Below are 19024 nucleotides of genomic sequence, written 5' to 3'. Positions count from 1 at the left end.
GTTATCACTCCCTGTTTTTTACAAAGCTTTTCTTTTGGCTCTTTCTATAGCTTGTACTTCTTCAGCAGAAAGAGGATATTTAGATTGCCCTCTTTCAATAGGTTTTGCAAAAGTAGCCGTCTCATTCCTTCCGTATATTCCAGACAAAACAATACCATTGTCATTGCTATCTAATAGGGCAATAGAAAAGCTTAAGTCAGAACCCACATCAGGAAAAGCATTATACCGCACTATTCCCACTTTTTTAATTGCTGTTTTTCCTTCTTTGTCTAAAGAATTTAAATCAATTCTTAACTTGTCTAATTTGTTTTTTATCTCTTCATTCTCTGTAAGGATTCTAGAAAAAATATCAAAGACATCTCCTTTTCCCAATGTTTTAATTACCTTATTATAAATCCTGTTTACTCTTAAAAAATTCCCATTAATTACAAGTATTAAAATTAATTCTATAATTGATAAAACTGATAAAAACAGGATAATCATCGTAGCATTTTGAGAAATAATGTCTAAAAAGTTTTTCATAAGTTTCTCCTCCAATTCGTTAGAATGTTTTCCGCGAAATTATTTCAATAACTTTTATAGCTTTTTCTACTTCTTCTTCAGTGTTAAAATAGCCAATTCCAAATCTCAAAGTGCCAGTCTTTAGTGTGCCAATTGTTGAATGGGCTAATGGAGCACAGTGTAATCCTGCTCGAGTAGCTATGTCAAAGTCTCTATCCAAAATATAACTTATTTCTCCTACATCTCTATCTTTTAACGTTATTGAAACTACTCCAACTCTTTCTTCTATTTCGTGTGGACCATATATTTTAACTTCTTTTATTTGCTCCAATCCTTCTATCAACATTTTAGTAAGCTTTCTTTCATGTTGATATATAGCATTTACACCTATGTTTTTTACAAATTTCACTCCTTCCTTTAGTCCTGCAATCCCTGGAGTATTAGGAGTACCACTTTCTAACTTGTCTGGCATCAAATCAGGTTGATACATTGACTCTGACTTACTTCCCGTTCCCCCTTCTTCAAGAGGCAATACATCTATACCTTCTCTTACATATAATCCTCCTGTACCTTGAGGGCCGTACAATCCTTTGTGGCCAGGAAAAGCTAAAAGGTCGATGTTTTGTTTTTCTACATCTATAGGCAATATTCCAGCCGTTTGGGCTGCATCCACCAAGAAAATTAAATTCATTTCCCGGGCAATATTTCCTATTTCCTCAATAGGCATTATTGTACCTGTCACATTGGAAGCATGGGTTATGGCAATCATTTTTGTTTTTGTTGTAATTGCTTTCCTTATATCCTCAGTGTCAATCTTTCCTTCCTCATTTGCTTTTACGATTGTAACTTCTATCCCCTTTTCTTTCAACGCCATAAGAGGTCTTATCATAGAATTATGCTCCATACTAGAAGTTATTACATGATCACCTTCTCTCAAAAGGCCCTTTAACGCAATATTCAAAGCTTCTGTTGTATTAGATGTAAATACCACTCTCATAGGGTCTTTAATATTGAAAATGCTGCATATCTCTTGCCTAGCTTCAAAAATAACCCTTCCTGATTCAAGTGCCATTTTGTGTCCGCCTCTTCCAGGGTTTCCGCAGTTTCTTAAAACTTTCTCTACTTCCCTATACACTCCATCGGGTTTAGGCCAAGAAGTAGCAGCATTATCAAAATAAATCATAGTCCTATCTCCTTTAAATTAAATCTCCCGATATTATAATATATGCAAACCTCCTCTTAGAGTTCTAACTATATTTTATATTTATTTTTTCACATTAGCAACAAAAAACTAATTAAAGTGTGTGGCAAAAGTTAATAGGTGAATAATATGCTGACATTTTGCACGTACCTAATTAAATTCCTCGCTTTGCTTTAAAAGTGGTAAAATTGCTGCAAAATTGGATAAAATTAAAAGCCTCCATAAAAATAGGAGGCTCACTTTATTGACAAAGTTAAAAAATATTCAAAGGAGATATTTTGCATCGTTGCTCCGATGTTCCAAAGCGACAAAACTAAAGCTCGACCTTCGGGCTCCGGCAGGGTACCAGGCACATTCGACCTCCTTGTCTTAGTGCCCGCCTCCGCCATCCATGGCTTCGGCCTTGCCTCCACTCTCAGTCTTGCTAAGTTTTGTTAGCGCTTTGTAACAAGTCGCACCAATTGCAAAATATCTCCTTTCCGAAAGTTTGTCTACAGTCTGAAAAGCCTCCATAAAAATAGGAGACTTTTTATCCTTTCCCATAAAGGATTTCAATAATTCTTGTCAAATCTTCCTCACTGTAATATTCTATTTGTATAATTCCTCTATCTTTACTTCTTTGTGATATCTTTACTTTTGTTCCCAAAAAACTGCATAAATTATCTTCTATTTCTTTAATATGTACATCTATTTTGTTTGATTTTGTCTTTTGAGAGTTTTTTTCATTTTTTCGTAAAAGATTTTTCACCAAGCTTTCTGTTTCTCTTACGTTTAAATTTTCTTCAGCAACTTTTTTTGCTGCCTCATACTGTAAACTTTTATTTGGTAAAGAAAGTATAACTTTTGCATGACCTATTGTTATATCTCCTTCCACTAACATTTCTTGTACTCTATCGTCGAGATTTAAAAGCCTTATGCTATTTGCAATTACCGAACGGCTCTTGCCAATTTTTTTAGATATCTCTTCTTGTGTAAGATTAAATTGGTCTATCAATGCTTTATATGCTTTTGCTTCTTCAATGGGATTTAAATCTTCCCTTTGCAAATTTTCGATCAAAGCTATTTCCATGACCTGTAAATCATCAAAATCCCTCACAATTGCTGGTATCTCAGAAAGTCCTGCAATTCTGGCAGCTCTCCAACGTCTCTCCCCTGCTACTATCTGATATCCAGAATCCACTTTTCTTACTATAATTGGCTGAATAACTCCATTTTGTTTAATAGATTCTGCTAATTCTTTTAAACTATCTTCATCAAATTGTTTTCTCGGTTGGTATTGATTGGGATGAATATAGGCTATATTAATCGTTTCTACACCTTGGGGTTCCTCTGTTCGATATTCCGGTATAAGAGCTTGTAATCCTCTACCTAACCCCTTTTTGCCCGCCATTTCACCACCACCTTCGTAAATTTTTATATTCCTGCCCTTTCTATCACTTCTACTGCCAATTCATCATATGCCTCTGCTCCTTTAGAACTAGGGTCATATATAGAAATCGGTTTTCCAAAACTTGGTGCTTCACCTAGACGAATATTTCGTGGAATAATTGTTCTATAAACTTTGTCTTTAAAAAATTTTTTCACCTCATCTACCACTTGTATAGATAAATTTGTCCGAGCGTTAAACATTGTAAGAACTACACCCTCTATTTCTAATTTAGGGTTCAGATTCTTTTTTACAAGATTAATTGTATTCATAAGCTGGGTAAGTCCTTCCAAAGCATAATATTCGCATTGAATTGGAACAATTACTGAATCAGCAGCAGTAAGAGCATTTATAGTCAAAAGTCCAAGTGATGGAGGACAATCTATTAATATATAGTCAAATCCATCTTTAATTGAATCTACAGCATTTTTTAATTTATACTCTCGTGAAAGCATAGGAACTAATTCGATTTCTGCTCCTGCCAATTGAATACTAGATGGAATAATTGAAATTTTTAAATCCCGTAAAGGTATTATTGCATTTTTTATGTCTTCATCTTCAATCAGTACTGTATATGTAGTGTGCTTTAAAGAAGCCGGGTTTATCCCAAAGCCACTCGTCATATTACTTTGAGGGTCTATATCTATACATAAAACTTTTTTCCCTTGTGTTGCTAAAGAATATCCTAAGTTTATAGTTGTAGTAGTTTTACCTACACCACCTTTTTGATTTGCAATAGCAATAACCTTACCCATTTCTTCACCCCCTTTTGCATACAAATACCTCTTTAAGGATGCTAAACTTATATGTCTATTATATCATTGTTTATATCAATGTTCCACATGGAACATTATCAAAGGGGGTGAAAAAGCTTTTACTTTTTTGAAATTTTGATTACAAACTCTATATATTCTTCCTTATCATTTTCAATATACTGCGCCGGCACACCGGATTTTTTCATTAAATCTACCGCTTGTTTCACTGTATTTACAAAAATTCTTATGTCTTTATAAAATTTCATCATTTTTTTGTTTTCTTTTTTTACTTCTTCCGGTTGCTTTGTTATTTTGTCTATCATGTCTTGTATTAATTTTTCTGTTTGACTTACATTTAATTTTTTCTTTATAATTACATCTAGTGCCTTTTTTTGCAACTCTTCATCAGGAAGTCTCAAAAGTGCTCTGGCATGTCGCTCCGTTAAGTCATTTTCCAATAATTGTTCTTTTATCTCTTTGCTAAGCTTCAAAATCCTTAATTTGTTAGCAATAGTTGATTGGCTTTTACCCAAAATCCTTGCTAATTGTTCCTGTGTTAGATGGTGGTCGTTTATTAGGTTGTAATATGCTTCTGCCTCTTCAATAAAATTAAGATTTTCTCTTTGTAAATTTTCAATTAAAGCTAAAACAGCTGAATCTTCATCTTGCGCATTTATAATTATTGCTGGTATCTCTGCAAGACCTGCCAATTTAGAAGCCCTTAACCGCCTTTCCCCCGCTACTAACTCATAAAAATTATTGTGCACCATTCTTACAGTAATAGGTTGCAATACCCCATAAGCTTTAATTGATTCTGCTAATTCTTGTAAATTTTTTATATCAAAGTTCTTTCGAGGCTGATATGGATTGGGCCTTATTGAATCAATAGGCAGATAACAAATTTCTTGTGTTTTACTCTGTACCACTTTTACACACCCCGCTCTTAAAACAATTAAAAAATTCCTCCACAATATATATTCGACAGATAATGTAAAATTCCTCCTTAAATTCAAATATATTGTTAAAAATTATAAAAAAGTTTCGGGAACAGGAATAAGATTTTTAAAAAAATTCTCTTGTTGTATAAGCTCAGCCAATTTTTGAGGATAAACTTGATAGTTTTTCAAATCCTTAAGTTCAATCCATTTTACCTCTTTTAAAACCTGTTTCTCTTTAGGTAATTCAGGGTCACTTCCTAATGTCAATCTTCCTCCAACAATTGAAGAATAAAAATATGTTACATAGTAAATATCATATTCCTGAATATAGCAGACACCATTTAACTTAATGTCATAACCTGTCTCTTCTTTACATTCTCTTATAGCAGCATCTGCTACTGACTCATTTTCTTCTACTCTACCTCCTGGAAAAACCCATGCTACTTCCTCCCCTTCTTGATGTTTTACTAAGAGAACTTTTTCTTCTTCAACAATGACAACTCTCGCTACTAAAAAGCTCGCTCTAAATTTTAACATTTTTTCTTCCCTCATTCCAAGAATGGTAAGTTATTTGGAATATTTATATTAAAATTATACCACAAAAATTTTTATAAAAATAAAAAACAGTCTAAAAGTAATTTTAGACTACAGTTTGTTGACAAAGTTAAAAAATATTCAAAGTAGATATTTTGCATCGTCGCTCCGATGTTCAAAAGTGACAAAACTAAAGCTCGACCTTCGGGCTCCGGCAGGGTACCTACGTCAGGTGGCATCCATGCCTTAAGGTGCCCGCCTCCGCCCTCACAAGGCTACGGCCCTGCCTCTACCCTCGGTCTTGCTAAGTTTCCCGGCACTCAAGTAAGTATGCTTGTTTTTTCTATTTTTGCTTTATAAACTTTCTTACTTGAGTGCCGGGCCACTTTGTCACAAGTCACACCGATCGCAAAATATCCTATTTTCGAAAGTTTGTCTACAGGAGAGAAAGACAGCGATTTTAAGCTGCCACAAAACAAGCCTTAGGCACAGCTTAGAAACGAGAACATGTACTCGAGCATATTTATTCTTTCAGTTTATAAAGGAGATCTTTGTATAGCATTTGCTCTTCTAGGATACTTTGTAGGGCATTTATCTGTTTTTTTGATAATTATTAAGTGATGTAATATATCACTATAAGGAAGTTTAACTTCCTCTATTTTTTCAATTTTTCCCTTTAATTCTTTTAAAGCTTTTTGACTATTTTTTATTTCCTCTTTAATCTCTCGGCCTTTTAAAGCAATAAAACAACCATCTACTTTTACAAAAGGAAGAGTATATTCCAATAAAATATTTAAAGGTGCCACAGCTCGTGCCACGGATAAATCAAACTGTTCTCTATATTTTATGTCTTTTCCTATATCTTCAGCTCGTCCGTGAATTAATTCTATTTCATTTATATCCAATTTATTTATAACTTCTTCTAAAAAAATAATTCTTTTTTTGGAAGAATCTAAAAGAGTAGCTTTTAATTTAGGAAATACAATTTTTAAAGGAATAGAAGGAAAACCAGCCCCTGTACCAACATCTATAATTTTTTCGTCCCCTTTTATTTTTCCACTCTTAACCGCAGATAAACTATCTAAAAAATGCTTAATTACAACTTCACTTTCTTCTGTAATTGCCGTTAAATTCATCTTCTGATTCCATTCCAATAAAAGAGCATAATATTTTTGGAAATGTTCCACATGGAACATTTCCAAAAATATACCCCACTCTTTAGCTCCTTCAATTAGCATATCAACCGATTTGTTCTTCATCGCCTTTATTTCTCCTTAACTGCTCCATAAAAATTAAAAGCACAGAAATATCTGCAGGTGAAACTCCCGAAATACGAGAAGCCTGTCCAATTGAAGTAGGCCTTATTTTTGTCAATTTTTCTTTTGCTTCATTGCTCAAACCATGAATTTGATAATAATCAATATCATCTGGAATTTTTTTGTTTTCTAAAGCTTTAAAATGTTCAACTTGTCTTAGTTGTTTCATTATATATCCTTCATATTTAATATTTATATCTATTTGTTCAGCCACACTATCTAAAATATCATGGGGCCTGTTTTTATCCAAAAATTCAGTAGACTTATAATCAATTTCAGGTCGCTTTAGCAAAGTATAAAGGTCAACTCCTGTAACTAAAGGAGTACTTCCTTTAGAGATGAGAAAATTGTTGACTTCCTCAGAAGGTCTTACCATGACGCCAGGAAGTCTTTGCATCTCTTTTTCTAACTGAATCTTCTTCTTTAAAAATTTTCCATATCTTTCTTCTGTTACAAGGCCAATTTTATACCCTAGCTCTGTCAATCTAAAATCTGCGTTATCTTGTCTTAATAAAAGTCTATATTCTGCTCTCGAAGTAAGCATCCTATAAGGCTCATTTGTACCTTTTGTCACTAAATCATCAATTAGCACTCCTATATAAGCTTGAGACCTATCTAAAATTACAGGAGGTTTGTTTAAAAGCTTCATAGCAGCATTTATTCCCGCCATCAAACCTTGAGCAGCTGCTTCTTCATATCCAGATGTGCCATTGACTTGTCCTGCAAAGTATAATCCTTCAATTTTTTTAGATTCTAAAGTAGCTTTTAATTGCGTTGGGTCTATACAGTCGTATTCAATAGCGTAAGCTGGTCTCATCACTCTTACATTTTCAAGACCGGGAACAGTCCTCAAAAATTCCAGTTGTACATCTTCAGGTAAACTAGAAGACATGCCTTGTACATACATTTCATAAGTATTTAATCCTTCTGGTTCAATAAAAATTTGATGCCTTTCTTTGTGAGGGAATTTCACAACTTTATCTTCAATAGAAGGACAGTATCTTACTCCTACCCCTGTTATTTCACCACTAAAAAGAGGAGAGCGGTCAATATTTGCCATTATTATTTCATGAGTTCGTTTATTAGTATAAGTAAGCCAACAGGGTAACTGTTCTATTTCGATTTTATCATGCATATAGGAAAAAGGAGTAATTACTTCATCCCCTGGCTGTATTTCCATCTTGGAAAAATCAATACTTCTTTTATCAACTCTCGCAGGAGTACCTGTTTTAAATCTCATCAACTTAAAGCCTAATCTTTTTAAAGTCTCAGAAAGCTCATTAGCTGGAAAAAGTCCACTAGGCCCACTCTTAAAACTTACATCGCCAATTATAACTCTTCCTTTCAAGAAGGTACCTGTAGTAATAATACAAGCCCTACATTTATATATCGCACCTAATTTTGTTACAACCCCTGTAACTTTGTTGTCTTCTACCAAAATGTCTACAATTTCCGCCTGTTTTATATCAAGGTTATCTTGTCTTTCTAAAGTGTACTTCATGTTTGCTTGGTAAAGTTTTTTGTCAACTTGTGCTCTCAAAGACCTTACAGCAGGGCCTTTACTTGTATTCAAAGTGCGAATTTGTAGTAGCGATTTGTCTGTATTTATAGCCATTTCTCCACCTAAAGCGTCAATCTCTCTCACCAACTGAGCTTTGGCAGGGCCTCCAATAGAAGGATTACAAGCCATCAAAGCAATAGAATCTAAGTTTACAGCAAAACCTACCGTTTTAAGGCCCAACCTTGCACAGGCGAGAGCAGCTTCACTGCCCGCATGTCCCAGCCCTACCACTGCAACATCGTATTCACCTGCAATAAAATTCATACTTTCACCTACTTTCCCACACAAAATCTCTCAAAAATTTCATTTATTAAATCCTCAGTTGCCGTCTCTCCAGTAATTTTACCTAATTGGTCAAGAGCCGCATGCAAATCAATTGTAATTAGGTCTTCACTATACCCCCTTTCGATAGCATTAACACAGCTTTCCATATAATTTTTAGCATTGATAAGTGCTTCTTTGTGCCGCGAATTTATGACTATTTCATCTTCCCTCACACTTATGTCTCCTCTAAACACCAAATTATAAATGGTGTTTTCTAATTCTTCCAATCCAATTTTTTCAACAGTCGAAACCTCTATTATTATACCATCTTTGGTAAGATTTTTTAATTCTTTTTCATCAATTTTTTTAGGTAGATCTATCTTATTCAGCACAAATATGATGTTTTTACCTGTTAAAATATCGAAAATTTCATAGTCCTCTTTAGTTAACTCTCTTGAGGAATCCAGCACAAACAATATTAAATCTGCTTCACCCAGAACTTCTTTACTTTTAGCAACCCCTATTTTTTCCACCAATTCGTCTGTATCTCTAATTCCTGCTGTATCAATAAGTTTTATTGGAATACCTTTTACATTAACATATTCTTCAATAATATCCCTGGTAGTTCCTGGTATATCTGTGACAATAGCTCTATTTTCTTTTAATAAAGCGTTTAAAAGAGATGATTTACCAACATTCGGTTTACCAATTATGGCGGTTTTAAGTCCTTCTCTTATAATCCTTCCACTTTCAGAAGATGCTATAAGTTTATCGATATCTTCCACTATTTCCTTAGAAGTTTCTAACATTTCTTTTCTCTCTAGTTCCTCCACATCCTCTTCAGGAAAATCTATTAAAGCTAAAAGATGAACTAACAGACCCATAATTTTATCTTTAATTTCCTTTATTCTACTTCCCACATATCCAGCCAACTGTTTCTGAGCATATTTATTAGCAAGCATAGTCTTAGCGCTAATTATATCTATAACTGCTTCGGCTTGAGATAAATCAATTCGCCCATTTAAAAAGGCTCTTTTTGTAAATTCCCCTGGTTCGGCTAAACGGGCACCTTGTTTTAATACTAATTCCAAAATTTTAGAGGTAATTACTATACCTCCATGACAATTTACTTCAACTATATCCTCTCTTGTATAGGTATTAGGTTTTTTCATGATAGATACTAAAACTTCGTCATATACTTCTTCTGTTTCAGGGTCTACTATATGTCCATAATGTAAAGTATGACTTTTTACCTTTTTTATATCTTTAGGCTTATGGGGCTTAAAAATTTTTGAAATTATTTCTAAAGCATCATCTCCACTTATTCTAACTATTCCAATTCCTGCTTCCCCTGGGAAAGTGGAAATAGCTGCAATTGTATCAAAAACCATTTTCATCACCAACCAAAAAATTATCTTATAAAATAATATACCAATATTTTGGGCTTTTCAATCACAAATATAAAAAAACCCCTTTCACAGGGTATTATTTTAAAGCTATTATAACTCTTCTGTTAGGCTCCTCTCCTTCACTATAAGTCTCTACATAAGGATGGTCCTGCAAAGCCATGTGAATTATTCGTCTTTCATTAGGGCTCATCGGCTCTAACTCAACGCTTTCTTTTGTCTCCATTACTTGTTTAGCTAATTTTTTGGCAAGCCTAATTAGAGTCTCTTCCCTTCTTTTTCTATAATTTTCTGCATCTAATATAATCCTTCTATATCTATCATATTCTCTATACTTGCTGGCAACAATATTTACAAGATATTGCAATGAATCTAATGTCTCTCCCCTATGACCTATCAGCAACCCTACATTTTTTCCATATAAATTAAACTTTATAGTATCCTCCTCTTCTTCTATATCAAATTTAACATCTAATTTCATCGCTTCAATTACTTGTTGTAAAAAATTTCTAGCACTCTCCTTTACTACATCTTTTAAAATCACTTTAACTATTGCCTGCTTGCTTATAAGACCTAGAAAACCTTTACCCCCTTCATCCAACACTTCTACTTCTACCATTTCCCTCGTTACGCCAAATTCCTGCAAGGCAAGATTTACAGCTTCTTCAACCGTCTTGCCTGTCCTTATAAGCTCTTTCAACTTATGATTCCCCCTTAGCAGTATTGGTCTCTCTCATAAAAATATACTGCTGCACTATCTGGAATATATTACTTGTAACCCAATATATTCCTATACCTGCTGGCAAAGAAACAGTTATCCACCCCATAAAGATTGACATCATTATATTCATAGAATTTTGACTTTTGTCCGTTGCTATCATGGCAGAAGATATATAAGTAGTTACAGCAGCTAAAATAGGAATTATATAATAAGGGTCCTTTTGCGCAAGACTATGCATCCATAAAAAAGAAGCAGTTGAAAAAGCCGGATAAGTTCTAAGCATTGTAAAAAGCGGCCACAATATTATCAAAGGCAAAAGCATAGGTAAACATCCACCAAAGGGATTTACTTTCTTCTCTTGATACAATTTCATTGTTTCCATATTTAATTTTTGAGGGTCTTTAGCATACTTCTTCTGAAGCTCCTGCACAAGAGGCTGTATTTCTTTCATCTTTTTCATCGTACTCATTTGCTGCATATAAAAAGGCAAAAGAAGTATCCTTATTAAAATAGTAAAAATAATTATAGCAATACCATAATTTCCTACATAATGATGTATAAATTCTAACAATTGTCCTAAATACATAGCAATTGTTGCCATAATATACCTCCAAAAATTTATTTTACAGGGTCATATCCCCCAGGATTAAAGGGATTGCACCTTAAAATTCTCCAAATAGACATAATCCCACCTTTTAAAAGTCCATACTTTGATATTGCTTCTATAGAATATTGAGAACAAGTTGGATAAAATCTACAGGTCCTTGGCTTCATAGGCGAAATATATTTTTGATACACCTTAATTAAAAAAATAACAACATTTTTCATTTTTCATTCCCCGCATAAATAGGTGTTTTCATAATTAATTTTTTAATAGAACTTTTTAAAGTGTGAAAATCAGCCTCTACAATTTTCCCTCTTGCGACAAAAATTATATCAAAACCTGTTTTTATCTCAATATCTAAAAGTCTAAAACTTTCATGTAAAAGCCTTCTAACTCTATTTCTTACCACACTTTTACCTATTTTTTTACTCACTGAATAGCCAACCCTATTAAAGCCTAAATTATTTTCCATAAAATACATTACAACAAACTGATTAGCAACAGATTTGCCATTTGAATAAACCTTTTTAAATTCATAACTCTTTTTAATTTTTACAATCTTGTTACTCATTTATACCTCCGGATTGTAAAAAAGGCCCTAAAGGCCTCACGCTGTCAATCTATGTCTACCTTTTTGTCTTCTTCTTTTTAAAACATTGCGACCACTTTTGGTAGACATCCTCTTTCTAAAACCGTGTACTTTTTTTCTATGTCTTTTTTTGGGTTGATAAGTGCGAAGCATTGCCACACCTCCTAAAACCTAAAAAATGCTATAAAAATTATAACGTTAATTAAGGAGGATGTCAACAAGACTTTTTAAAATAAGAAAATTATCAACAACTTAAGAATTATCTACACATAGCTGTAGACAAAATTATTTTTCTTATTGATAATCTGTTGATAATTTGTTATTATAAAATTAAACTGTTGATAACTTAAATAAATTGTAGCCACAAAAATAACAACTTATTCACATATTGTTGATAAATTTGTGGATAAGTTGTTATTTCAATGTTAGTTTTCTTATTCATTATACTTATAATGTAGGTATTTTAATTTTTTTATCTATTTTTTTATTAAAATATTTTTTATCAACAATATATGTATATGTGTTTTTGCAAAAGTTATCAAATTAAAAAATTCACAAAATCAAATCTAATTTACTAACAACCAAATTAAACCGATATATATTATGCCACCCTTTTAAATAAGTTATCCACATTTTATTGATGGGCTTAGGAGGTCGTACAATGTATGGTGATCATCGTCAAACATGGGAGAGGATAGTGGAAGTCATAAAAAGTGAGCTTACCCCCACCAGCTATAACACTTGGTTAGTTCACATAAAACCATTAGCAATTATTGATGATGTACTATTTTTAAGTACCCCTAACACTTTTACAAAAAATATAATAAATGGAAGATATATAAATATTATCTATGATGCTGCTTCAAAAGCCTCAAATAAATTATACAACATAAAAATATTGTCAGAAGACGAAGAAGAATATAGAGAAATTAAAGAATCTATCGAAAAAGAAAACTTAACTGAATCCACTACTCTTTCCACCCTAAATCCAAAATATACTTTTGATACTTTTGTAGTTGGAAACAGCAATAAACTTGCTCACGCTGCATGTCTTGCAGTAGCTCAAGCTCCTGCAAAAGCGTATAACCCTTTATTTATTTATGGAGGAGTGGGTTTAGGTAAAACCCATTTAATGCATGCAATAGGGCACTTTATCAATAAACATCAAAGTGGTTACAAAATAATGTACGTTACGTCAGAAACGTTTACAAATGAGCTGGTTAACTCCATAAAAGACGACAAAAACGAAGAATTTAGAAACAAGTACAGAAACATTGATGTCCTTCTAATAGATGATATTCAATTTATAGCAAAAAAAGAACGAACTCAAGAAGAATTTTTTCATACTTTTAACACTCTTTACGAAGCCAATAAGCAAATAGTTATATCCAGTGATAGACCACCAAAAGAAATTCCAACTTTAGAAGAGAGACTAAGGTCAAGGTTTGAATGGGGTTTAATTGCGGATATACAGCCACCAGATTATGAAACAAGAATTGCAATACTTAAGAAAAAAGCTCAATCAGAAAATCTAAATATACCCGACGAAGTTTTAGCTTATGTGGCAGAAAAAATCCAATCAAACATAAGAGAGTTAGAAGGAGCGTTAATAAGAATCGTAGCTTTTTCAAATCTTACAAAATCTAATATAGATTTAGAATTAGCTAAGCATGCTTTAAAAGAAATTGTATCCAATAAAACGAGAGAAATAACTGTAAAACTCATACAAGAAGAAGTTTGCAAGTACTATAACATAAAACTAGAAGATTTCAGGTCCCGCAAAAGGACAAAAAACATAGCTTATCCGCGGCAAATTGCAATGTACTTAGCGAGAGAACTGACAGATTTATCTCTTCCAAAGATAGGAGAAGAATTTGGAAAAGACCATACTACTGTAATCCATGCCTATGAAAAAATCTCTAGTGAAATAAAACAAGATGAACTTCTCTCAAGGCAGATTGAAGAACTTAAAAAGAGAATAAAAGGTTTTTAACATATAAACAGGGATAACCCTGTTTATATGTTTTAAAATTTTTTGTCTGTGAATATTGTTAATAATTTTAAATAATTATCCAAAAGTTATTCACAGACAATTATCGACTTTTTCTCTGCTTTACAAACTCTTACTAACAAAATAACACTTTCTATTACTACGACTACTAAATGTTTATCTTATCTATTATATGATTTGATTCAAAAAAATATTCTCAAAAACAGGAGTGAAAAAAATGAAATTTGTGTGTGACAAAAATTCATTATTTGAAGGAGTAAATATTGCAATAAGGGGGGTATCCTCCCGTACTACTCTTCCTATTCTTCAAGGTATAAAAATCTCGGCTTTAAAAAGTCAGGTCAAATTTTCAGGAACTGATTTGGACATAGGAATAGAATGTCAAATTCCTGCGGTGGTAGAAGAAGAGGGTGAAATAGTAGTACCTGCAAAAATTTTTTCAGAATTAGTTCGGAAATTGCCTGAGGGAGATGTAAAAATAGAAAGTGATTCTCAAAACACAGTAAATGTAGTTTGCGATAGTATAAATTTCACTATTGCAGGAAGTGATGCTTTAGAGTTTCCTGAAATTCCTAAAGTATCTAAAGAAAATTCTTTTAAATTGACGCAAAATATTCTAAAAGACTTAATAAGAAAAACGGTCTTTTGTATTGCCCAGGAGCAAACAAGACCTATTTTGACAGGTGTTCTATTTGAAGTGTTTCAAAATGAAGTTAAAGCAGTAGCTTTAGATGGATTTAGAATGGCTATATATTCTTATCAGAGTGAGGAAAAATTCTTTGAAGAGGATATAGAAAAATATTCTATAGTAATTCCAGGTAAAACTTTAGAAGAGATATACAGAATCTTAAAAGATGAGGAAACGGAGATAGAGATATACCACACTGCTAATCAAGTGTTATTCCAAATTGAAAATACAAAGGTAATATCGCGGCTTTTAGAAGGAAGCTTTATAAACTACAATGCTGTTTTACCTAAGGATTATAAGACTGAAGTGGTAGTCAAAAGAGAAGTTTTAACTGAAAGTATTGAAAGAGCTTCACTAATTGCAGAAAGCAAAAATAATTTGATTAAGTTTGAGATTGGTGATAAATTTATTACTGTCTCTTCTAATTCTGAAAAGGGTAAAATGGTAGAAAAGATAGAAGTCGATGTAAAAGGAATTTTTCTTGAGATCGCTTTTAACTCAAGATATTTATTAGATTCTTTAAGAGCTATCGATGAAGAGGAAATAACACTTTATTTCATAAATAGTATAAATCCGTTAATAATAAAACCTATAGGAAGTAAAGATTATCTTTATATGATACTTCCTGTAAAGCTCAATTAAAAATAAGAGGTGTTTTTTAAATGATAGAAGTGCCTATAGAGACGGAACATATTACTTTAGGGCAATTTTTAAAGTATATGAAAATATGTCAGACTGGAGGACAAGCAAAGCAATTTGTTTTAGAAGGAAAAGTTAAAGTAAATGGCGCAATAGAATTAAAAAGAGGTAAAAAACTTCGCAAAAATGATATAATTGAGGTAGAGGGTAAAACTTATATCATAAAGTGAGGAATTTAACTTGTATGTGAAGGAGCTATTTGTCGACAATTTTAGAAATTTACAAAAGCAAAAAATAGAATTTTGCAAAGGAATAAATATATTTTATGGTTTAAATGCACAAGGAAAGAGCAATCTATTAGAAAGTATTAGGCTTTTAAGTATGGGAAGGTCTTTTAGAGGAAGTAAAACTACAGAACTAATAAAATTTGGAGAAGATTATTTTTATGTAAAAGCAATAATTTGTCAAGAAAATAACGATAAAAAAATAGAATTTGGATACAAGAAAAAAGAAAATAAAGTCATTAAAATAAATGGCAATAAAATAAAGTCGGCTTCTGAACTTTTAGGTCAACTTTTAACAGTCATTTTTTCTCCTGAAGATTTAAACATAATAAAAGAAGGACCTTCCCATCGCAGAAAATATTTAGATTCTTGTATATCTGTCGTTGAAAAGAATTATCTTTATAACCTCATGCAATATAATAAAATACTGATAAATAGAAATAAGCTATTAAAATACATAAAAGAAGGGAAAAGTAAAAATATATTAGAAATTTTTGATGACCAATTAGTTGAATACGGGGCAAAAATAATTGTGGTGAGACAAAATTATTTAAAAAATATAGAAATTAATATAAAAAAATTTTTACTTGAAATTTCCAATGAAACAGCAGAAATTGTCTACCTAAATAGTGTTGGACTTAAGGATGCTTCAGATGAAAAAATAGTTAAAAAAAGATTAAAAGAAAAACTATTAAAGAATATAGATTTAGATTTAAAGTATCTTACAACACAAATTGGGCCTCATAGGGAAGATTTTAAGATTATTATAAACGGATATGATTCGAGAGTATATTCTTCTCAAGGTCAACAGCGAACAGTGGCTTTATGCCTTAAATTATCAGAGTTTGAAATTTTAAAAAAGGAGACTGGTGAAAAACCCATACTGCTTCTAGATGATGTAATGTCAGAGTTAGATGAAAATAGAAAGAAATATATCTTAGAAAAATTACAGGGTTTTCAGACTTTTATAACCCATACTACAAAAAGAGATTTAAAAGGAGATTGTTATTTTAAGATATCTAATGGGTCTGTCATTAAAGAATAGGGGGTCAAAAAATGTACGTCCATTTAGGCGGCAACGTAGTAGTCCCTGATAAAGACATTATAGCTATTTTTGACATGAGTGTTGTAACTACGTCGGAGGCTACTGTGCAATTTTTAAAGATAGCCGAAGAAGAGGGATTTGTTGTCAGAATTTCTGACGAAAAGCCGAAGTCTTTTATAATCACAGAAAGGGATAAGAGAAGTATTATTTATCTATCACCAATTTCTGCTTTTACCCTTATAAGAAGGACACAAAAAATAGAGGAATAGGGAGGTATTAAATTGTATCAAAAAACATCAGAAGGAATTGTTTTGAGAAATAAAGAAAGAAAGTTAGAGCTTAGGGTATTAAGCGATAAGATTATTAACGTTTTTGTAAGTGATAAAGAAGAAAAAAGGAAAGATACAATTGCAATAGAAAGAAAAGAATACGATATTCCTGAGTTTAGTATAAGTGAGGAATTAGAAGGTATATTAATTGAAACTAATTCTTTAAAAGTAAAAATAAACAAAAATGACCTTTCTGTGAGTTTCTTAGATAAAAATGAAAATATGATTAATGAGGATTACAATGGAGGAGTAAAATTTAGTGAAACAGATGTTAGATGCTATAAAAAGTTAAGAGAAGACCATTTTTACGGTTTTGGAGAAAAAGCAGGATATCTCGACAAAAAAGGCGAAAGGTTAGAGATGTGGAATACAGATGAATTTATGACTCACAACCAGACTACAAAACTTTTATATGAGTCTTACCCTTTTTTCATAGGAATAAACGATTATCACACTTACGGAATATTTTTGGACAATAGCTTTAGGTCTTTTTTTGATATGGGACAGGAAAGCCAAGAATACTATTATTTTGGGGCCTATGGAGGTCAAATGAATTATTACTTTATTTATGGAGAAGACATAAAAGAGGTTGTAGAGAATTATACATATCTCACTGGAAGGATAAATCTTCCACCTTTATGGGCATTGGGAAATCAGCAGAGCAGGTACAGCTATACTCCACAGGAGAAAGTATTGGAAATTGCAAAAACTTTTAGAGAAAAAGATATTCCTTGTGACGTGATATATCTCGATATAGATTACATGGAAGGATATAGAGTTTTCACATGGAATAAAGATACATTTAAAAATTATAAGGAAATGCTAAAGCAGCTTAAAGAAATGGGATTTAAAGTAGTGACAATTGTAGATCCAGGAGTTAAGAGGGATTACGACTACCATGTTTACAGAGAAGGAATTGAAAAGGGTTATTTTGTAAAGGATAAGTACGGTATAACCTACGTTGGAAAAGTATGGCCAGGGGAAGCTTGTTTTCCTGACTTTTTACAAGAAGAAGTGAGATATTGGTGGGGTGAAAAGCACAGAGAATTTATAAATGATGGCATTGATGGTATATGGAATGATATGAATGAGCCAGCTGTGTTTGAAACTCCTACTAAAACTATGCCAGAGGATAATATTCATATTTTAGATGGAGAAAAGGTACTTCACAAAGAGGTTCACAATGTCTATGCAAATTATATGGCAATGGCAACAAGAGATGGTTTACTAAGAATAAGACCTAATGAAAGGCCTTTTGTTTTGACAAGAGCTGCTTTTTCAGGAATACAAAGGTATGCGGCAATGTGGACGGGAGATAATAGAAGCTTGTACGAACACCTTCTTATGATGATGCCTATGATAATGAATATAGGTCTATCTGGACAACCGTTTGCAGGAGCAGATGTTGGAGGATTTGAAGGAGATTGCCATGAAGAACTTTTTATAAGGTGGATAGAGGCAGCTACCTTTACTCCCTTTTTAAGAGTGCATTCTGCAATAGGAACAAAAGACCAAGAGCCATGGTCTTTTGGTAAAAGAGCAGAAGATATTTCTCGAAAATATATAAAAATAAGATATGAAATTTTGCCTTACTTATATGATTTGTTTTACATCGCCTCTCAAAAAGGTTATCCTATCATGAGGCCATTGGTTTTTGAGTATCAAGAAGATGAAAACACTCATAAGATATACGATGAATTTATGTTGGGAGAAGGTTTCTTAGTTGCTCCTGTATATCTTCCTTCAAAAGAAAGAAGAGAGGTTTATTTGCCTGAAGGAATCTGGTATGATTACTGGACGGGAAAAGAATTCAAAGGAAAAAACTATTACCTTGTGGATGCTCCTATAGATGTAATACCTCTTTTTGTAAAAGAAGGAGGAATACTGTTAAAACAGCAGTCTCAATCTTTTATAGGGGAAAAGAAGCTGGAAGAATTAACAGTGGAGATATACAAAGGGAAAGAGGGACATTATCTCCATTATGAAGATGATGGAGAATCTTTCGCTTATACTAAAGGGGTTTATAACCTCTTTGATATAAGTTTTTGTTATAAAGAAGGAAGAATGGATATAAAATTTGATAAAATTCACTTTGGTTATGACAAAGGAGTTAAAAAGTATAAATTTATATTTAAAAATTTTGACGACATCAAAGAGATTAAAATAAATGGTGAAAAAGTTGAGAAGGAATGTTGTGAAATTGAATTGTAAA

Annotated in this window: 20 protein-coding genes and 1 pseudogene; 6 read left to right on the top strand and 15 right to left on the bottom strand. The window is 32.4% G+C overall.

Features of this window, described 5'->3' with window-relative positions; translation table 11 throughout:
* Positions 1 to 18: 18 nt before the first annotated feature.
* The 15 genes and pseudogenes from THYS13_RS10035 to rpmH all read right to left on the bottom strand — a co-directional run bounded on the left by THYS13_RS10035 (position 19) and on the right by rpmH (position 11969).
* On the bottom strand, positions 19 to 522 hold the full coding sequence (locus tag THYS13_RS10035; RefSeq protein ID WP_042834391.1) for a DUF4446 family protein: 504 nt from the start codon (positions 520 to 522) through the stop codon (positions 19 to 21).
* A gap of 19 nt (positions 523 to 541) precedes the next feature.
* Complete coding sequence (locus tag THYS13_RS10030) at positions 542 to 1684, bottom strand: aminotransferase class V-fold PLP-dependent enzyme (RefSeq protein WP_042834390.1); 1143 nt, start codon at positions 1682 to 1684, stop codon at positions 542 to 544.
* A gap of 547 nt (positions 1685 to 2231) precedes the next feature.
* A complete protein-coding gene (locus THYS13_RS10025; RefSeq protein WP_042834389.1) occupies positions 2232 to 3092 on the bottom strand; it encodes a ParB/RepB/Spo0J family partition protein in 861 nt (286 codons plus the stop codon).
* A gap of 23 nt (positions 3093 to 3115) precedes the next feature.
* Positions 3116 to 3883 (bottom strand): ParA family protein, encoded by a 768-nt coding sequence (locus THYS13_RS10020; RefSeq protein WP_042834388.1) that lies wholly within the window; start codon positions 3881 to 3883, stop codon positions 3116 to 3118.
* Positions 3884 to 4002: 119 nt separating this feature from the next.
* Positions 4003 to 4809, bottom strand: a complete 807-nt coding sequence (gene noc, locus THYS13_RS10015) for a nucleoid occlusion protein (RefSeq protein WP_042834775.1) — start codon at positions 4807 to 4809, stop codon at positions 4003 to 4005.
* 102 nt (positions 4810 to 4911) lie between these two features.
* Positions 4912 to 5358 (bottom strand): NUDIX domain-containing protein, encoded by a 447-nt coding sequence (locus tag THYS13_RS10010; RefSeq protein ID WP_042834387.1) that lies wholly within the window; start codon positions 5356 to 5358, stop codon positions 4912 to 4914.
* A 113-nt stretch (positions 5359 to 5471) separates the two neighbouring features.
* A pseudogene (locus THYS13_RS14935) lies at positions 5472 to 5594 on the bottom strand (HAD family hydrolase); the annotation flags it as partial.
* 297 nt (positions 5595 to 5891) lie between these two features.
* Positions 5892 to 6614: a 16S rRNA (guanine(527)-N(7))-methyltransferase RsmG gene (gene rsmG / locus THYS13_RS10005; RefSeq protein WP_042834386.1), complete on the bottom strand. Its 723-nt coding sequence runs from the start codon at positions 6612 to 6614 to the stop codon at positions 5892 to 5894.
* Positions 6595 to 8496, bottom strand: coding sequence for a tRNA uridine-5-carboxymethylaminomethyl(34) synthesis enzyme MnmG (mnmG, locus tag THYS13_RS10000; RefSeq protein ID WP_042834384.1), 1902 nt, complete (start codon positions 8494 to 8496; stop codon positions 6595 to 6597). Before mnmG ends, rsmG begins: the two co-directional genes overlap by 20 nt.
* 8 nt (positions 8497 to 8504) lie before the next feature.
* Positions 8505 to 9887, bottom strand: a complete 1383-nt coding sequence (mnmE, locus tag THYS13_RS09995; RefSeq protein WP_201035680.1) for a tRNA uridine-5-carboxymethylaminomethyl(34) synthesis GTPase MnmE — start codon at positions 9885 to 9887, stop codon at positions 8505 to 8507.
* A 94-nt stretch (positions 9888 to 9981) separates the two neighbouring features.
* Complete coding sequence (jag, locus tag THYS13_RS09990; protein ID WP_042834382.1) at positions 9982 to 10602, bottom strand: RNA-binding cell elongation regulator Jag/EloR; 621 nt, start codon at positions 10600 to 10602, stop codon at positions 9982 to 9984.
* A 1-nt stretch (position 10603) separates the two neighbouring features.
* A complete protein-coding gene (locus tag THYS13_RS09985; RefSeq protein ID WP_042834381.1) occupies positions 10604 to 11224 on the bottom strand; it encodes a YidC/Oxa1 family membrane protein insertase in 621 nt (206 codons plus the stop codon).
* A gap of 17 nt (positions 11225 to 11241) precedes the next feature.
* Positions 11242 to 11451, bottom strand: coding sequence for a membrane protein insertion efficiency factor YidD (yidD, locus tag THYS13_RS09980; protein WP_042834380.1), 210 nt, complete (start codon positions 11449 to 11451; stop codon positions 11242 to 11244).
* Positions 11448 to 11798 (bottom strand): ribonuclease P protein component, encoded by a 351-nt coding sequence (gene rnpA, locus THYS13_RS09975; protein ID WP_042834379.1) that lies wholly within the window; start codon positions 11796 to 11798, stop codon positions 11448 to 11450. The genes yidD and rnpA overlap by 4 nt, the downstream gene beginning before the upstream one ends.
* A gap of 36 nt (positions 11799 to 11834) precedes the next feature.
* Positions 11835 to 11969, bottom strand: a complete 135-nt coding sequence (gene rpmH / locus THYS13_RS09970; protein ID WP_003867410.1) for a 50S ribosomal protein L34 — start codon at positions 11967 to 11969, stop codon at positions 11835 to 11837.
* A gap of 508 nt (positions 11970 to 12477) precedes the next feature.
* Between rpmH and dnaA the strand changes: the two genes are divergently transcribed.
* The 6 genes from dnaA (at position 12478) to THYS13_RS09940 (ending at position 19023) form a co-directional block, all read left to right on the top strand.
* The gene (gene dnaA / locus THYS13_RS09965) at positions 12478 to 13809 is read left to right on the top strand and encodes a chromosomal replication initiator protein DnaA (RefSeq protein WP_042834378.1); all 1332 of its coding nucleotides are present in this window, start codon (positions 12478 to 12480) and stop codon (positions 13807 to 13809) included.
* Positions 13810 to 14044: 235 nt separating this feature from the next.
* Positions 14045 to 15157: a DNA polymerase III subunit beta gene (gene dnaN / locus THYS13_RS09960; RefSeq protein WP_042834377.1), complete on the top strand. Its 1113-nt coding sequence runs from the start codon at positions 14045 to 14047 to the stop codon at positions 15155 to 15157.
* Between the two features lie 20 nt (positions 15158 to 15177).
* The gene (yaaA, locus tag THYS13_RS09955) at positions 15178 to 15384 is read left to right on the top strand and encodes a S4 domain-containing protein YaaA (protein ID WP_042834376.1); all 207 of its coding nucleotides are present in this window, start codon (positions 15178 to 15180) and stop codon (positions 15382 to 15384) included.
* A gap of 10 nt (positions 15385 to 15394) precedes the next feature.
* Positions 15395 to 16483 carry a DNA replication/repair protein RecF gene (gene recF / locus THYS13_RS09950; RefSeq protein WP_042834375.1) on the top strand — a complete coding sequence of 363 codons (1089 nt, stop codon included), beginning with the start codon at positions 15395 to 15397 and terminating at the stop codon, positions 16481 to 16483.
* Positions 16484 to 16494: 11 nt separating this feature from the next.
* The gene (gene remB, locus THYS13_RS09945; protein ID WP_042834374.1) at positions 16495 to 16752 is read left to right on the top strand and encodes an extracellular matrix regulator RemB; all 258 of its coding nucleotides are present in this window, start codon (positions 16495 to 16497) and stop codon (positions 16750 to 16752) included.
* Positions 16753 to 16764: 12 nt separating this feature from the next.
* Positions 16765 to 19023: a glycoside hydrolase family 31 protein gene (locus THYS13_RS09940; protein WP_042834373.1), complete on the top strand. Its 2259-nt coding sequence runs from the start codon at positions 16765 to 16767 to the stop codon at positions 19021 to 19023.
* Position 19024 lies beyond the last annotated feature (1 nt).

The sequence above is a fragment of the Thermoanaerobacter sp. YS13 genome, from assembly GCF_000806225.2.
In the GTDB taxonomy this organism is placed as follows: Bacteria; Bacillota; Thermoanaerobacteria; order Thermoanaerobacterales; family Thermoanaerobacteraceae; genus Thermoanaerobacter; species Thermoanaerobacter uzonensis.
The sequence above is the reverse complement of the archived record's forward strand: the minus strand, read 5'-3'. Positions and strand labels throughout refer to the sequence as shown.

What these genes read in the sequence shown, in the direction of transcription:
- THYS13_RS10035 (WP_042834391.1), bottom strand. Translation starts at nt 522, where the DNA reads ATGAAAAACTTTTTAGACATTATTTCTCAAAATGCTACGATGATTATC.
- THYS13_RS10030 (WP_042834390.1), bottom strand. Translation starts at nt 1,684, where the DNA reads ATGATTTATTTTGATAATGCTGCTACTTCTTGGCCTAAACCCGATGGA.
- THYS13_RS10025 (WP_042834389.1), bottom strand. Translation starts at nt 3,092, where the DNA reads ATGGCGGGCAAAAAGGGGTTAGGTAGAGGATTACAAGCTCTTATACCG.
- THYS13_RS10020 (WP_042834388.1), bottom strand. Translation starts at nt 3,883, where the DNA reads ATGGGTAAGGTTATTGCTATTGCAAATCAAAAAGGTGGTGTAGGTAAA.
- THYS13_RS10010 (WP_042834387.1), bottom strand. Translation starts at nt 5,358, where the DNA reads ATGTTAAAATTTAGAGCGAGCTTTTTAGTAGCGAGAGTTGTCATTGTT.
- rsmG (WP_042834386.1), bottom strand. Translation starts at nt 6,614, where the DNA reads ATGAAGAACAAATCGGTTGATATGCTAATTGAAGGAGCTAAAGAGTGG.
- mnmG (WP_042834384.1), bottom strand. Translation starts at nt 8,496, where the DNA reads ATGAATTTTATTGCAGGTGAATACGATGTTGCAGTGGTAGGGCTGGGA.
- mnmE (WP_201035680.1), bottom strand. Translation starts at nt 9,887, where the DNA reads ATGGTTTTTGATACAATTGCAGCTATTTCCACTTTCCCAGGGGAAGCA.
- THYS13_RS09985 (WP_042834381.1), bottom strand. Translation starts at nt 11,224, where the DNA reads ATGGCAACAATTGCTATGTATTTAGGACAATTGTTAGAATTTATACAT.
- yidD (WP_042834380.1), bottom strand. Translation starts at nt 11,451, where the DNA reads ATGAAAAATGTTGTTATTTTTTTAATTAAGGTGTATCAAAAATATATT.
- rnpA (WP_042834379.1), bottom strand. Translation starts at nt 11,798, where the DNA reads ATGAGTAACAAGATTGTAAAAATTAAAAAGAGTTATGAATTTAAAAAG.
- rpmH (WP_003867410.1), bottom strand. Translation starts at nt 11,969, where the DNA reads ATGCTTCGCACTTATCAACCCAAAAAAAGACATAGAAAAAAAGTACAC.
- dnaA (WP_042834378.1), top strand. Translation starts at nt 12,478, where the DNA reads ATGTATGGTGATCATCGTCAAACATGGGAGAGGATAGTGGAAGTCATA.
- dnaN (WP_042834377.1), top strand. Translation starts at nt 14,045, where the DNA reads ATGAAATTTGTGTGTGACAAAAATTCATTATTTGAAGGAGTAAATATT.
- yaaA (WP_042834376.1), top strand. Translation starts at nt 15,178, where the DNA reads ATGATAGAAGTGCCTATAGAGACGGAACATATTACTTTAGGGCAATTT.
- remB (WP_042834374.1), top strand. Translation starts at nt 16,495, where the DNA reads ATGTACGTCCATTTAGGCGGCAACGTAGTAGTCCCTGATAAAGACATT.